This is a genomic window from Facklamia sp. P13064 (genome assembly GCF_050409425.1).
Taxonomy (GTDB): Bacteria; Bacillota; Bacilli; order Lactobacillales; family Aerococcaceae; genus Facklamia.
In genome coordinates, this window is record NZ_JBNUPM010000011.1 from 16574 (window position 1) to 29814 (window position 13241).

A 13241-nucleotide genomic window follows, 5' to 3' on the forward strand; every position below is an offset into this window, starting at 1 on the left:
AATTTCTTAAAGGCGCTTTTAAGACCCCCAGCATCAAAATACTGAGGGTCTTAAAATAAGCTTTGGATATCTCTTTTTATTTTATCCTTTGAGCAAGTGCTTGGGCAACATTTGGAGGAACCATTTGCGAAATATCTCCACCAAAATAAGCGATTTCTTTAATTAAACTGGAGCTTAAATAGCGATAATTTTCATTCGCAAATAAAAGAACTGTTTCAAGGCCTGGGAATTGGGTTCGATTAACAGTCGCAATGTTCGCTTCATATTCAAAATCTTGTGCCGAGCGTACTCCCCGAATAAGGGAAATCGCCTTAACTTTTTGATAGTAATGAGCAATTAAGCCATCTTCTAAGTAATCAATTTTTACATTTTTAAATGCTGCTGTAGCCTCTTCGATTAAAAGCTTTCGCTCCTCAACTGTAAAGACGGTCTTTTTTGTGGTATTCACTGCAATTAATACGATTACTTCATCAAACAATTGACTGGATCGCTCAATCAAATCTAAGTGTCCATATGTTAAGGGGTCGAATGAACCAGGAAAAACACCTACCCTTTTACTCATACTCTTCGCTCTCCTCACCTTGGTATTGATATATTCGAATGACTGTAATCCCATATTTTTTATTTTTTAATTCAAGAAAATTAGGGATTTCTTTTACGGAATGCACTTCGTCAGCCTCAAGAACAATTAAGCAACTCGGATTTAGAAAATCATTTTTGATTAACCACTCTAAGTCTTGCTCAACTTGATTTTCAGCGTAAGGGGGATCAAGAAATACAAGGTCAAAGGCTCGTTGGTTTTTTAGACCCCAATCTAATAACTTTGTCCGGTTTTTGCCACTTAGAAGTACAAACTTTTCTTCTTCTTTTGTCATCTTTATATTTTCTTTAATCGTTAAAACGGCTCGCCGATCTTTCTCGCACATAACAGCTCCTGCCAGTCCTCTTGAAACAGATTCTATGGCCAAAGCTCCTGATCCCGCGTAAAAATCCAAACAATAGCCATCAATCGGTAATCGATTAGCCAAAAGGTTAAACATCGATTCTTTTATTTTATCGGTTGTAGGCCGTGTGTTTTTCCCGGGAACCGCCTTTAAAGGACGAGATCGATAACTTCCTGCAATGACTCGCATCATACCACCTACTTCTTATCTTTTGCTTCTGGGACGATTTCTTGGGCGAGATCTTTAAAGAATTCGTCAAAGGAAACCTCTTCTTCCTCTTCTGCTTTTAAATCAGGATCAATTCGATCCTTTATAGCATCTTTAAAAGTCATATCGATATCATCTCGGTATGAAACCTCTAATTCCCGCACAAAATTTAATTTACGCAAAGAAGATAAAGTTTCATCAAGCTGAGAATCATTCACGTACATGATGGCATATTTCAAGCGTTCACTTAAATAATGTACTGTGCCATATTTTCTTAATTGCTTCCATTGTTTAAGACTATATAACCATACAACAAGCGATTTTCTTTTTACTGCTTCAAATGTCATTAGCGTCCACCTTTCAAATTGGATACTTTTGAGCGATTAGTTGTTTGTCTCATCCGAGCTTCTTCACTGATGAATTTTTGAACAATGCCTATTATTATCAAATTGACTACCATGCTCGTCCCTCCATACGATATAAAGGGAAGTGTCACTCCAGTAAGGGGGATTAAACTTGTCAATCCTCCAATATTTACAAATGTTTGCGTAAAGATTAAAATAGCAAATCCCGTAATACAAATACGGTGAAACAATTTACTCATCATACTGGCTGTTCTGAGTAAGTAAAAAACTAAACCAAGTAATGTTAAGATTACAGCGCTTACCCCTAGCAATCCTGTCTCTTCTGCTATCACTGATAAAATAAAATCTGTATGAGCGGCAGGAAGCATTTCTTTTATTACTCCTTGACCTAAGCCCACACCGAAAAGGCCACCATTAGCGATTGCTTTATAGGATTGAATGACTTGATAGCCTGTCCCATGTTGATATTTAAACGGATCAATGAAAGATCCTAAACGTTCAAAAAAGTGCCTTCCAGTACCCACAAAATAGTCTGCAAAGTATATTGAAACAATATAGATAACTATAGTAACAACAATAAAAAATAACAGAGAAAGAATATTCTTCTTTCTTGATAAATTAAAAATCATAAACAGAGAATAAGCACAAAAACCAATAAGTACTGTTGTGCCTACATCAGGCTGAATTAAAACAAACATTGCCGATATTATCATTAAACCAAAGGGCAAAATGATATACCAAAAAGAAGACTTTTCTAGTGCTATCAGATAAGTTCTTTTAAAATAAACAGCCAGTCGACTACATGTGAGCACCATAGCTATTTTAAATAGCTCAGAAGGTTGAAAATTATATCCTCCAATATTGATCCAAGAAGATGCCCCTCCTCCTTCCTGACCGAAGAAAGTAGCATAAAAAATTAAAACCATTGTTAGAAAATTGAGTATATTAATTAAAAAGATGTTAGAAAACCATCCGTTTGGAACAAGCCGAACGAGTAAAATCATGCAAAAACCAATCAAAATTGAGAGGGCTTGCTTCTTCACCATGGCTAATGGATCTTGTGACATGGTAGAAGAAAAGACGGCTAACATGGAAAAAAGTAGTAAAACAATGACAATAAGACTTAGTAACTTATCGCCCTTTCCATATAGATCAAATTTTTTCTTAAAGCTTGTGATAAAACGCTCTTTATTCATTTCTTTAGAATCTACTTCTCTAGTTTTAGGAGTGATGTGAAAGACTTTGTTTTCCATAATTATTCCTCTCTAATTCGCTAAAAACATTATAGCATAAAGCATCAGTAGTGGGTATTTATGAAAATAAGATCGGGATTTACTCTGACTAGGAATTAAAAAAGCACTTACTTTTCTTAAGTTTAAAAACTTGGAAAGTAAGTGAAAACTAAATAGATAGTTTTAAAAATAATCATTATACTTATTTATTCATAAATATTATGCTGAAAAGCGTTCTGCAACTTTGTCCCAATTAATAATAGACCAGAAAGCTTTAACGTAGTCCGGACGTCTATTTTGATAGTTTAAGTAGTAAGCATGCTCCCAAACGTCTAAACCTAATAAAGGAGTTAAACCTTCAGTTAAAGGATTGTCTTGATTTGGAGTGCCTAAAACTTTTAGTTTGTCGCCATCTTTAACTAACCAACCCCAACCTGATCCAAATTGACCGGTTGCAGCTTTTGTAAATTCTTCTTGGAATTTTTCGAAAGACCCAAATTCTTCATCAATTTTCTTAGCTAAGTCTCCAGAAGGCTTGTTGTCTTCTTGAGGAGCTTGTAATGATTCCCAGAATAGCGAGTGGTTATAGTGGCCTCCACCATTGTTGCGAACAGCTGTTTGAATATCACTTGGAAGTGATTTTAAGCTCTTGATAATTTCTTCAATCGATTGGTCAGCATACTCGGTTCCCTCAACGGCTGCGTTTAATTTAGTAACATAACCATTGTGGTGTTTAGTATGGTGAATCTCCATGGTTTTTTGATCAATAGCGGGCTCTAAATTATCATATGCATAGGGTAATTCAGGTAATTTGAATGTCATTTTTACTCCTCCTAATTCTGTTATGATCTTTATCATATCATGCCACTATAGTCAGACAAAGAAATATGCTTATATATCTATTCACAAAGGCATTGAACCCAAAGATACTCTTTTATTATCTTCGAGTTCTATGTTTATATTATTTTTTATTTTTTTTCGCTTTTTCACGGGTTGATTTGTCTAGAATACGTTTGCGTAAACGGATTGCCATTGGTGTAATTTCACAATATTCATCATCTGCCATGAATTGTATAGCTTCTTCCAATGTCATTTTTTTAGTGGATTTAATCACAGCTGTTTGGTCTTTGTTAGCTGAACGGACATTCGTTAATTGTTTTGCTTTAGTGATATTAACCGTCAAATCATTCTCACGATTATGTTCGCCAACAATCATTCCTTCATATACCTCCGTACCAGGTTCAACAAAAATCGTTCCACGATCCTCAAGATTCATAATTGAATATGTGGTTGCTTGACCGCTATCGATGGAAACTAAGGTTCCGTTACGACGCTGACCAAGTTCTACATTAATCACCGGACGGTACTCATCATAAGTATGGTTCATAATGCCGTATCCCCTTGTTAAAGACATAAATTCGGTTGAGAAACCAATTAAACCACGAGCTGGAATTGAAAAGACCAGACGAATCTGTCCATTGCCAGAGTGAACCATATCTGCCATTTCACCCCGACGATTACTGATAGCCTCGATAATGCCCCCCATGTATTCTTCCGGGGTATCGATTTGAAGACGTTCAAATGGTTCTGACTTAACGCCATCGATTTCTCTTATAATCACTTGCGGACGTGAGACTTGGAATTCATAGCCTTGACGTCGCATATTTTCGATTAAGATCGATAAATGTAACTCCCCACGTCCAGCCACCTTGAAAGTATCTGGCGAGTCTGTTGGCGTAACATTTAAAGAAACGTCTGTATGCAATTCCTGCATCAAACGATCTTCCAAATTACGCGCAGTAACATACTTCCCTTCACGGCCAGCGAATGGAGAATTATTGGTTAAGAAGTTCATTTCTAGAGTTGGCTCATCGATATGAAGCAATGGCATAGCCTCTGGATTATCAACTGAAGCAATCGTTTCTCCTACATAAATATCATCCATTCCAGAAATTGCAATTAAGTCTCCGGCCATCGCTTCTTTAATTTCAATTCGGTCTAATCCAAGAAAACCATATAATTTTGTCACCCGGAAATTCTTCTTAGAGCCATCAATCTTAATAACCGTTACCGCATCCCCAACTTTGATCTTGCCACGGAAAACGCGACCGATTCCAATTCTGCCGACAAAGTCATTGTAATCAAGCATGGTGACTTGACACTGCAGTGGGTCATCTGAATTATCAATTGGTGCTGGAATATGTTCAATTACTGATTCAAAAATTGGATCCATGGTATTTTCTTGGTCTTGCAAATCACTAGAAAGCGAAGAAGTCCCATTAATAGCTGAAGCATAAACAACTGGGAACTCTAATTGATCATCATCTGCGCCTAATTCAATCAATAGGTTAAGCACTTCATCAACAACTACCTCCGGACGAGCCGATGGCTTATCAATTTTATTAACAACCACTAAAGGAGTCTTACCTTCTTCTAAGGCTTTCTTCAACACAAAGCGTGTTTGAGGCATAGTACCTTCATAAGCATCTACTACCAAGATAACGCCATCAACCATTTTCATAATACGTTCTACTTCACCACCGAAGTCTGCGTGTCCAGGCGTATCCATGATATTGATCCGTGTTCCCTTGTAATTTACAGCTGTATTTTTAGCTAAGATGGTAATGCCACGTTCTCTTTCAATATCATTGCGATCCATTGCACGATCGTCTATCTGAGCTCTAGCATCTAAAGTATCCGATTGCTTAAGGAGCTCATTAACCAAAGTGGTTTTACCATGGTCAACGTGGGCAATGATTGCAATATTTCTTATGTCATTTCTTATTTTCATTAAATTCTCCTAATTTTCTTTTGAATTAATTATCTGTAATACTTCCTCATAAACTGCAGCGTTAGAGAAGAGACCAGGATTCGCTGTTAAAAGGTTCAGATCCTGTCCGTTAGGTTGACTATACTTAAAACCTAAAGATTCTAAAATTGCTACTCCCGCTGCAAAATCCCACGGCATTAAACGACTTGCTAAATAAAAAGCGGATTCCCCTCTAATAACGGAAATCATTTCATAAGCTGCACAACCATAAGACCTTGAACCCAGAGATGCATGTAATAATGCTTGACTATTAAATTGGTTTTCAACTAAAATGTGGGCGTTTGTCACCATAAGCCCTTGCTCTAACGAATTAATTTCTAATGGTATCAGAGGACGATCATTCAAAAAAGCGCCTTGACCGACAAACCCATAATAAAGATCGCCTTGCATTACATCATAGATATAGCCCGCTAGCGGCCGACCGTCTTTATATATACCAATCATGACGCCAAAAAAACGCCCTTGCTTGACAAAATTCAAAGTTCCATCAATCGGGTCAATTATCCATAAGACTCCATGAGTCTCTTTAATCGAATGTCCCTTTCCTTCTTCGCCTAATACACGATGGTCGGGATAGTAAGTGTTAATTTGTTGGGTAAAATAGGCTTCTACTTCTTTATCCATCCGTGTGACTAAATCACTTGCGTTCGTTTTTTCTTCAACCATTAAATTGGTATTCAAGGAAGCGATCAACGAGTCCCCAGCTGTTTTTAACCAAGATATTACACGTTGATGTAATTGAAAATCCATAGTGACCTCCTAAGGCATTTTTAACGTTTGGGAATCTTTCAATGTTTTAGCTTTTTGCATGCATCGATAGATAGAGTATCCCGAAGCCGCTTGAAATTCACGATCAATTTGTTTTTCTTCACTTATCGAATTGACAATTTCTTTAAATGCTCGATACTTATCTTTAATCCGTTCTACTCTAATTCCTCTTTCATAGGCGGATTCAACCCCTGCTAAAAAATCAACAACGATCGTAATTTCTTGACTTGACCAATCTTCATTTAATGGATAGGAATAACTAGACATCTTATTACACCTCCAACAAATTCACTTCGGTTAATACTAATATAACGCATTTTTACGCAAATGAAAAAGTATTTCGAATATAAAACGTTTTCTTAATAAGATACATTGTTCTACTCAATCAAAAAGCGGATCCTAGTCAATAGAGCATACTAATTACCGTCAAAAACTCCTCACATTCAATATTTTGAACGCCTCAAATATAAAATGTTAAAAATAGTGTTTTATTTGCAACGTATCTTTTTATCTTTCATTCATGGATCTGTTTCTTGCTTGTTTAGAAAGGCATAATACTCCGGTGAAAGAGTGTTGGTAAACTCTCTTTCCACTTTCGGGACTACTTTGAGCGTTAAGCATACTTTTTTGAAGAGATATCAGAGAGTAAGGAGATAGAGTATCTCAAGACCCGTCCCTATTCTCTATGGCAGAACGGCATAGTTGAAAGAAGTCACCGAGAAGATGGGGAACGATTCTACAATCGTCGAGAATTTAAGAGTGTGCAAGAATTGAAGAAAGCACATCGTCGATATGTGAACCGAGGCAATAATATCCATCGAAAGTTTTAAATTTTAAGAGTCCCAATGAAGTAGTACGTAAATACTTTAGGAGCAAGCCTGCTTAGTCTTGCCCATGATCTCAAATTCTTTATTTCTGTCAAGGATCGCTCCGCTTTCCTCTTTGACAGATATAAAGAGTTTGAGGGCTAGACGCTAAGACATAAGCATGCCATTTTAGAAGCACCTTGTGTAACATATGTTTGACAACTCTAGATCACAAATTTTCTTTTTTAATTGGATCGTTTTACCTTTAGAATTTTTTTATGTTATAATGGGAAGTCGATTATCATAATAAAAATAAATTTGCTAAGAAAGGAAGAAATTTGTGACAGAAACTAATCCCTCGCTTGAAATTCCTAACATACACAACCCTCTTGAAACTGAACCCGTGTCCAAATTACTTAAACAATTTGCAATTCCCAGTATTATTGCCAACCTGGCCAACTCTCTTTACAATATCGTAGATCAAATCTTTATTGGACAAGGAGTTGGCTATTTAGGAAATGCAGCAACCAATATCGCTTTTCCGATAACGACGGTCTGTTTAGCCATCGGATTACTCACAGGAATTGGCGCCGCTGCTAACTTTAATTTAACTATTGGTCGAAAAGATTTCACTACGGCTCGCAATACACTCGCAACAGCCTTTGGATTTTTACTTTTATCGGGAATTCTTCTCGCTCTTGTAATCTTTTGGCAAGCAGGTCCACTAATGAAGTTTTTCGGAGCTACTGAAAAAGTTTATCCTCTGTCCGTTCAATATGTACAAATTATTGCTATCGGCATTCCTTTTTTTATGTTGAATATTGGTGGAGCAAATCTCGTTAGAGCAGATGGTAGTGCAAAATACTCCATGATAAGTGTTCTCGTAGGGGCAGCAATCAATATAGCATTGAACCCTCTGTTTATTTTCGGATTTAATTGGGGAATGCGTGGTGCTGCTTTGGCCACAATTATCGGGCAAATAGTCTCAGGACTTTTTATTCTTGCTTATATTCCAAAATTCAAACTAGTATCCATTCATTTTCGTGAAATAACTATCCAGCTGAACGAACTTTGGCAAATATTTAAACTGGGTATCAACTCTTTTGTCTTTCAGTTGTCAAATACCGTCGTTCAAATTGTCCTCAATAATACTCTTAAATTTGCCGGAGCCAACTCTATTTACGGAGCGGATATCCCAATCGCTGCTGCTGGTATTACCATTAAAATTAACACCTTGTTCATAGGTGTTGTCATCGGAATCGTTCAAGGAGCTCAACCTATTTTGGGTGTCAATTACGGCGCTAGAAACTATCAGCGCGTTAGAGACACTTTCAAATTAGAGATGAAAGTTTTAGCCGCTTTCTCATTAATAATGTTTGTTATCTTCCAAACCCTCACCCGTCCTTTAATCCGTATCTTTGGTAATGGTGAGGAGTTATACTTTACTTATGCCATGCATTACTTACGTAGCTTTTTATTCATGACGGTTATTATAGGCATGCACATTGGAATGGCAAATCTCCTATCAGCCATTGGTTATGGCTTTAAGAGTGCATTATTGGCCCTTAGTAAACAGATTTTTTTCTTGCTTCCCCTCATTTTGTTTTTTGGCCACCAGTTCGGTGTCGAACAAGTCCCTTTGGCAGCCCCTATCGCGGACGTAATGGCTTTTATCTTAGCTAGCTATGTCATTTATCATCAATTCCAATCAATGCCAAAAAAGGATCTGGGAACACTGCCTCCTCTTTAAGGATGCAAATCGTCTAACCTTAAAATTTAAGCCCCCTGCATGATTTTTGCATGGGGCTTAAATTTTTCCCCTAGTTGATTATTAAATACTGTCCCTTTTAGAAAACGAATAAAAAAACCCTTGATAGAAGTTGTTCTATCAGGGGTTATAGAGTTATTACATGTGAATTGGCATGCCGAGTGCTGCTTCAGCTGCATCCATCGTTGCTTCACTTAACGTTGGGTGCGCATGAACAGTTAAGGCAATATCTTCAGCATTCATACCGGCTTCAATTGCGAGGGTGATTTCTGCTAATACATCTGAGGCACTTGGCCCAGCCACTTGAGCTCCGATAATGACATCGTCCTCTTTTCTTGTAACCAAACGAACAAAACCATTATAGTGATCTAAAGCTACTGCACGGCCATTACCACCAAATGGGAATTTAGTTACAGTTACATCAATCCCCGCTTCTTTAGCAGAGTCCTTAGTGTGTCCTGCTGAAGCTAATTCAGTGTCAGAATAACATACAGACGGCATGGCTTTATAATCAACAATGTCTTTTCCACCAGAAATTGCTGATGCAGCAACTTTCGCTTCGAATGAAGCTTTATGGGCTAACATGGCTCCAGGAACGATATCGCCAATGGCAAAAATGTTTGGATTAGAAGTACGTCCTTGATTATCTACTTTAACCAATCCACGTTCATCTAATTCAACACCTGCTTGTTCCAAACCACAGTTGTCAGTGTTTGGACGGCGTCCTACAGTAACCATTACATAGTCCGCTTCAACTTGAATTTCTTTACCTTTGCGCTCATAAGTTACAACCACACGGTCTCCCTTTTCCTCAGCCTTCTTAGCCATTGCGTTTGTGACGATTTCGGCTCCTAAAGCTTTTAGATCTCTTTCAACAAGACGTGTCATATCTTTTTCAAATGAAGGAATAAATTGTTTAGATCCTTCTAAGATAGTCACATTTGTTCCTAGGTTTGCATAAACGCCTCCTAGCTCTGTACCGATAATTCCACCACCGATAACCACTAGATCTTTAGGAATTTCAGGCAAGTTTAATCCACCTGTTGAGTCAATCACACGGCCTTTGAATTCAAAACCTGGAATTTCAATAGGGCGAGATCCTGTTGCAACAATTGCATTTTTGAAAGTATAGGTTTGCGCTTCTTCACCGTTGACAACGCGAAGAGTATCTTTATCAGAGAAGAAAGCTTCTCCTTCAATAATCTCCACCTTATTTTTCTTAAGAAGCATTTCCACACCAGAAGTCATTTTCGCTACAACTTCATTTTGCTTCCAATTTTGGGTTTTTTCCCAATCAATTTCCACATTTGAAGTAGAAACACCAAATGTTTCACCATGTTTTGCTTGATGATACACGTGCCCTGCTTGAATCAAGGCTTTTGAAGGAATACAACCCACGTTTAAACAAACGCCTCCTAAGTATTCTCTTTCAATAATTGCTACTTTTTGTCCAAGCTGTGCAGCACGAATAGCTGCTACATAGCCTCCAGGACCTGCTCCAATTACGACGGTATCCAATTCCATTGCGAAATCTCCAACTACCATTTGATCACTATCCTTCCATTAATAATAGTTCTGGGTCTGCAAGAAAACGTTTCACTTCATTCAGTGCACGCTGTGCAGTTGCTCCATCAACAATACGGTGGTCAAAGCTTAATGACAACTTACATACACGTCCCACAGCTAATTCACCCGCTTCATTGACAACTGGCTGTTGCACAATCGAACCGAATCCTAAGATGACTACTTCAGGATGATTGATAATCGGGCTGAACCACTTTCCGCCGGCTGAACCAATATTTGAAATAGTCATTGTTCCACCTGACATTTCAGACATCAATAATGAACCATCATGAGCCTTTTCAGAAAGCTCAACAATTTCATTAGCAATTTGGAACATATTCTTAGTATTAGCTTCTTTAATGTTTGGAACGTATAGTCCCCGTTCTGTATCTGTCGCAATACCTACATTATAATAGTTTTTGTAAACAATTTCATTAGAAACATCATCAATTGATGAATTTATCACTGGATATTGCTTAGCAGCTGCGATTAAAGCCTTCACAACATATGGAAGAAAAGTCAATTTGACCTCTTTATCAGCAGCAATGACCTTATATTTCTTACGGTGTTCCCATAGTTTAGACACTTCAACTTCATCGAATAAAGTAACATGGGGAGCCGTATGCTTAGAATTGACCATTGCCTTAGCGATGGCATTTCTAGTGCCTGATAAAGGCACACGTTCTTCACGCTCAGTTTGATTGGATACAAATGGCTTGGCTTCAGATTTTGACTGTTGAGCTTCCGTTTTAGCCGCAATTTCTTCATTTGTGCTAGAAGTAGCCACTTTTTGCTCAGACTTATTAACTGGTAACTCCATTTTGGCCGATGCGGCGAAGTTATTAATATCTTCGGCTGTGATGCGACCGTTCTTGCCGGTTCCTGCTACTCGTGTGATATCAATTGCCCTATCACGTGCAAGTTTACGAACGGATGGCATTGCTAATACGCGACGGTTCGCTGCCTCTTCATCCGATAACCCTTGAACATGTGGTACCTCTTTAGTTACCGTCGTTTCAATTACTGGGTTTTTCTCAGCTGGAGATGCTGCATCATCATAAGAGTTTGCTAGCGCTTCTCCTTGTTCTTCCCTACTAGTTGAATTGTCGGTTTGACCATTGTGTTCTGGCGAGTCAATTTCAACTAAAACTTGCCCTAATTGCGCAATTTGACCAGTCTGTACATGAATTTTCTTAACGATGCCAGAAACTGGAGAAGGTAATTCTTCAATTGATTTATCATTTTGAACTTCTACTAAGGTTTCGTCTTCTTTAATTGTTTCACCTTCCTTTACGGACCAAGAAACAATTTCTCCTTCCATAATCCCTTCTCCCAAAGCAGGTAATTTAAATTGGAAAAATGCTGTGTTCGAATTGGCTTTTGCTGTTTGATCTACTTTTGAATCAGATGCTTCTTTGGCTGGACTCGCCGGCGTTTCTTCTCTCTCAGGGTTAGCTTCGTTTTCAAATCCTGGCGCATCAATTTCAACAATTATTTGACCGAGCTGAGCAATTTGACCGGTTGCTACATGAATTTTTTTTATAGTTCCAGAAACTGGAGAAGGTAATTCTTCAACGGATTTATCATTTTGGACCTCGACTAAAGTGTCATCTTCTTTAATTGTGTCTCCTTCTTTAACCGCCCAAGAGACGATTTCACCTTCCATAATCCCTTCGCCCAAAGCTGGTAATTTAAATTGGAATGCCATATAATTTTTCTCCTTTTCTTAACTTGACTCGAAAGCAAGCAGATGGAACATCTGCTTGAAATCATTTATCGTCTAAAAATCTTCTAATTCCTTAGCCTTGGCCACAATATCTTCTGCATTTGGTAACCAGTCTCTTTCAGCCATTCCAAATGGGAAGATGGTATCAGGAGCAGCTACGAATCCAATTGGTGCTTTCAGAGAAAGAACTGCACGTTCAGAAATCTCAGCAATCACTTTGCTTCCAACACCCGCTTGACGTTGCGCTTCTTGAACTACAATTACTTTTCCTGTTTTTTCTACCGAAGCAATAATTGTTTCAATATCTAATGGTTGAACTGTTCTTAAGTCAAGTACCTCAACATCAACGCCTTCTTTAGCTAATTTTTCTGCTGCTTTGACCGATTCTTGTACCATAGCACCATATGCAATTAAAGTTAAGTCTGTACCTTCTTTAACAACTTTTGCCTTGCCTAAAGGAACAGTGTATTCTCCTTCTGGAACTTCCTCACGGAAAGAACGGTACAATTTCATGTGTTCCAAAAAGTACACTGGATCGTTATCTCGGATCGCTGAAATTAATAAGCCTTTAGCATCATATGGATTAGAAGGAATTACCACTTTAAGGCCTGGTGATTGAGCTAAGAGACCTTCTAATGAGTCTGCATGAAGCTCAGGTGTGTGAACTCCTCCACCAAAAGGAGAACGGAATGTAATTGGTAGGTTACGGGAAGCTCCCATACGGTAACGGGTACGCGCGGCTTGAGCTACAACAGAGTCCATTGTTTCAAAAACAAATCCATTAAATTGAATCTCAGGAATTGGACGGAATCCTTCAAGAGCTAGCCCGATAGCCATGCCACTTATACCAGATTCAGCTAACGGTGTATCCATTACACGTTCTTCGCCAAATTCTTCTTGTAAGCCTTGAGTAGCTCGGAAAACCCCACCATTTTTACCCACATCTTCTCCAAAAACAAGTGTGCGGTCGTTTGTGCGCAATTCATTGGCTAAGGCTTCTGTAATAGCCTCAATCATTGTTAATTTAGCCAT

The 13241-nt window shown here is 38.2% G+C and carries 12 protein-coding genes and 1 pseudogene; 2 read left to right on the forward strand and 11 right to left on the reverse strand.

Annotated elements, in window-relative coordinates; all coding sequences use genetic code 11:
- Positions 1-76: 76 nt before the first annotated feature.
- From coaD to ACQV2S_RS05855, 8 genes are all read right to left on the reverse strand, one after another.
- On the reverse strand, positions 77-562 hold the full coding sequence (gene coaD, locus ACQV2S_RS05820) for a pantetheine-phosphate adenylyltransferase (RefSeq protein ID WP_428885174.1): 486 nt from the start codon (positions 560-562) through the stop codon (positions 77-79).
- Positions 555-1136, reverse strand: coding sequence for a 16S rRNA (guanine(966)-N(2))-methyltransferase RsmD (gene rsmD / locus ACQV2S_RS05825; RefSeq protein ID WP_428874317.1), 582 nt, complete (start codon positions 1134-1136; stop codon positions 555-557). The genes coaD and rsmD overlap by 8 nt, the downstream gene beginning before the upstream one ends.
- 5 nt (positions 1137-1141) lie before the next feature.
- Positions 1142-1498: a YlbG family protein gene (locus ACQV2S_RS05830; protein WP_428885176.1), complete on the reverse strand. Its 357-nt coding sequence runs from the start codon at positions 1496-1498 to the stop codon at positions 1142-1144.
- Entirely contained in the window at positions 1498-2769 is a 1272-nt protein-coding gene (locus ACQV2S_RS05835; RefSeq protein ID WP_428874314.1) for an FtsW/RodA/SpoVE family cell cycle protein, read from the reverse strand. The genes ACQV2S_RS05830 and ACQV2S_RS05835 overlap by 1 nt, the downstream gene beginning before the upstream one ends.
- Before the next feature lie 198 nt (positions 2770-2967).
- The gene (locus ACQV2S_RS05840) at positions 2968-3570 is read right to left on the reverse strand and encodes a superoxide dismutase (protein ID WP_428874313.1); all 603 of its coding nucleotides are present in this window, start codon (positions 3568-3570) and stop codon (positions 2968-2970) included.
- Positions 3571-3709: 139 nt separating this feature from the next.
- Complete coding sequence (typA, locus tag ACQV2S_RS05845; RefSeq protein ID WP_428874312.1) at positions 3710-5539, reverse strand: translational GTPase TypA; 1830 nt, start codon at positions 5537-5539, stop codon at positions 3710-3712.
- Between the two features lie 9 nt (positions 5540-5548).
- Complete coding sequence (locus tag ACQV2S_RS05850; protein WP_428875365.1) at positions 5549-6328, reverse strand: inositol monophosphatase family protein; 780 nt, start codon at positions 6326-6328, stop codon at positions 5549-5551.
- A 9-nt stretch (positions 6329-6337) separates the two neighbouring features.
- A complete protein-coding gene (locus tag ACQV2S_RS05855; RefSeq protein WP_428875364.1) occupies positions 6338-6613 on the reverse strand; it encodes a UPF0223 family protein in 276 nt (91 codons plus the stop codon).
- A gap of 359 nt (positions 6614-6972) precedes the next feature.
- On the opposite strand from ACQV2S_RS05855, the pseudogene ACQV2S_RS05860 reads away from it, so the two are divergent.
- Together ACQV2S_RS05860 and ACQV2S_RS05865 are read left to right on the forward strand one after the other, a co-directional pair.
- Positions 6973-7232: pseudogene (locus ACQV2S_RS05860) on the forward strand (integrase core domain-containing protein); the annotation flags it as partial.
- A gap of 260 nt (positions 7233-7492) precedes the next feature.
- Positions 7493-8902 carry an MATE family efflux transporter gene (locus ACQV2S_RS05865; RefSeq protein ID WP_428885178.1) on the forward strand — a complete coding sequence of 470 codons (1410 nt, stop codon included), beginning with the start codon at positions 7493-7495 and terminating at the stop codon, positions 8900-8902.
- A gap of 156 nt (positions 8903-9058) precedes the next feature.
- Here ACQV2S_RS05865 and lpdA read toward each other — a convergent pair whose 3' ends face one another.
- The 3 genes from lpdA to ACQV2S_RS05880 all read right to left on the reverse strand — a co-directional run bounded on the left by lpdA (position 9059) and on the right by ACQV2S_RS05880 (position 13241).
- The gene (gene lpdA / locus ACQV2S_RS05870; protein WP_428874301.1) at positions 9059-10465 is read right to left on the reverse strand and encodes a dihydrolipoyl dehydrogenase; all 1407 of its coding nucleotides are present in this window, start codon (positions 10463-10465) and stop codon (positions 9059-9061) included.
- A gap of 7 nt (positions 10466-10472) precedes the next feature.
- Entirely contained in the window at positions 10473-12191 is a 1719-nt protein-coding gene (locus tag ACQV2S_RS05875) for a dihydrolipoyllysine-residue acetyltransferase (RefSeq protein ID WP_428885180.1), read from the reverse strand.
- A 72-nt stretch (positions 12192-12263) separates the two neighbouring features.
- On the reverse strand, positions 12264-13241 hold the full coding sequence (locus ACQV2S_RS05880; RefSeq protein ID WP_428874299.1) for an alpha-ketoacid dehydrogenase subunit beta: 978 nt from the start codon (positions 13239-13241) through the stop codon (positions 12264-12266).

What these genes read in the sequence shown, in the direction of transcription:
- ACQV2S_RS05830 (WP_428885176.1), bottom strand. Translation starts at nt 1,498, where the DNA reads ATGACATTTGAAGCAGTAAAAAGAAAATCGCTTGTTGTATGGTTATAT.
- ACQV2S_RS05875 (WP_428885180.1), bottom strand. Translation starts at nt 12,191, where the DNA reads ATGGCATTCCAATTTAAATTACCAGCTTTGGGCGAAGGGATTATGGAA.
- lpdA (WP_428874301.1), bottom strand. Translation starts at nt 10,465, where the DNA reads ATGGTAGTTGGAGATTTCGCAATGGAATTGGATACCGTCGTAATTGGA.
- rsmD (WP_428874317.1), bottom strand. Translation starts at nt 1,136, where the DNA reads ATGATGCGAGTCATTGCAGGAAGTTATCGATCTCGTCCTTTAAAGGCG.
- ACQV2S_RS05835 (WP_428874314.1), bottom strand. Translation starts at nt 2,769, where the DNA reads ATGGAAAACAAAGTCTTTCACATCACTCCTAAAACTAGAGAAGTAGAT.
- ACQV2S_RS05850 (WP_428875365.1), bottom strand. Translation starts at nt 6,328, where the DNA reads ATGGATTTTCAATTACATCAACGTGTAATATCTTGGTTAAAAACAGCT.
- coaD (WP_428885174.1), bottom strand. Translation starts at nt 562, where the DNA reads ATGAGTAAAAGGGTAGGTGTTTTTCCTGGTTCATTCGACCCCTTAACA.
- ACQV2S_RS05880 (WP_428874299.1), bottom strand. Translation starts at nt 13,241, where the DNA reads ATGGCTAAATTAACAATGATTGAGGCTATTACAGAAGCCTTAGCCAAT.
- typA (WP_428874312.1), bottom strand. Translation starts at nt 5,539, where the DNA reads ATGAAAATAAGAAATGACATAAGAAATATTGCAATCATTGCCCACGTT.
- ACQV2S_RS05840 (WP_428874313.1), bottom strand. Translation starts at nt 3,570, where the DNA reads ATGACATTCAAATTACCTGAATTACCCTATGCATATGATAATTTAGAG.
- ACQV2S_RS05855 (WP_428875364.1), bottom strand. Translation starts at nt 6,613, where the DNA reads ATGTCTAGTTATTCCTATCCATTAAATGAAGATTGGTCAAGTCAAGAA.